Annotated in this window: 1 protein-coding gene; it reads right to left on the bottom strand. The window is 56.4% G+C overall.

Translation table 11 applies throughout. The annotated features are described in order from the left end of the window. Positions 1 to 466 (bottom strand): IS5 family transposase (locus tag AC4HNJ_RS21575; RefSeq protein WP_490481676.1); only part of this gene is annotated, 466 nt, incomplete at its 3' end. Positions 467 to 535: the final 69 nt, after the last annotated feature.

The raw sequence follows: 535 nt of genomic DNA on the forward strand, positions 1-535 counted from the left end.
TTTTCGTCGAACTCGGTGCGTGAATGATCGTGGCGTCCACGATCGTGCCCTGCCGCAATAGCAGTTGCTTCTGCCCCAAATGGGCGTTCACCGTATCCAGAATCTTCTGCGCCAACTGGTGCTGTTCCAGCAACCGCCGGAACTTCAGGATGGTCGTCTCATCCGGGATCGCATCCTCGTTCAATTCCAATCCGGCGAAGCGGCGCATGGATTCGATCTCATACAGCGCGTCTTCCATCGCCGGATCGCTCAAGGCGTACCACTGCTGCATGAAGTGAATACGTAGCATGGTCGACAGACCCATCGGCTGGCGGCCTCGCCGACCTTCCGTCGGATAGTGGGGCTCCACCAGCGCTTCCAGCTCGTTCCACGGAACCACTTGCTCCATCTCAGCGAGAAATACCTCCCGCCGGGTTTGCTTCTTCTTCGTGGCAAAGTTCAAGGAGGCAAAGCTGGTCTGTTTCATCACACTTCCGTCTTCACGCAATGCTGCACGGCCATCATGCCTCATGATCAGGAATAAATCAGAGGTTCC

This window comes from Dyella sp. SYSU CM1112 (genome assembly GCF_058216415.1).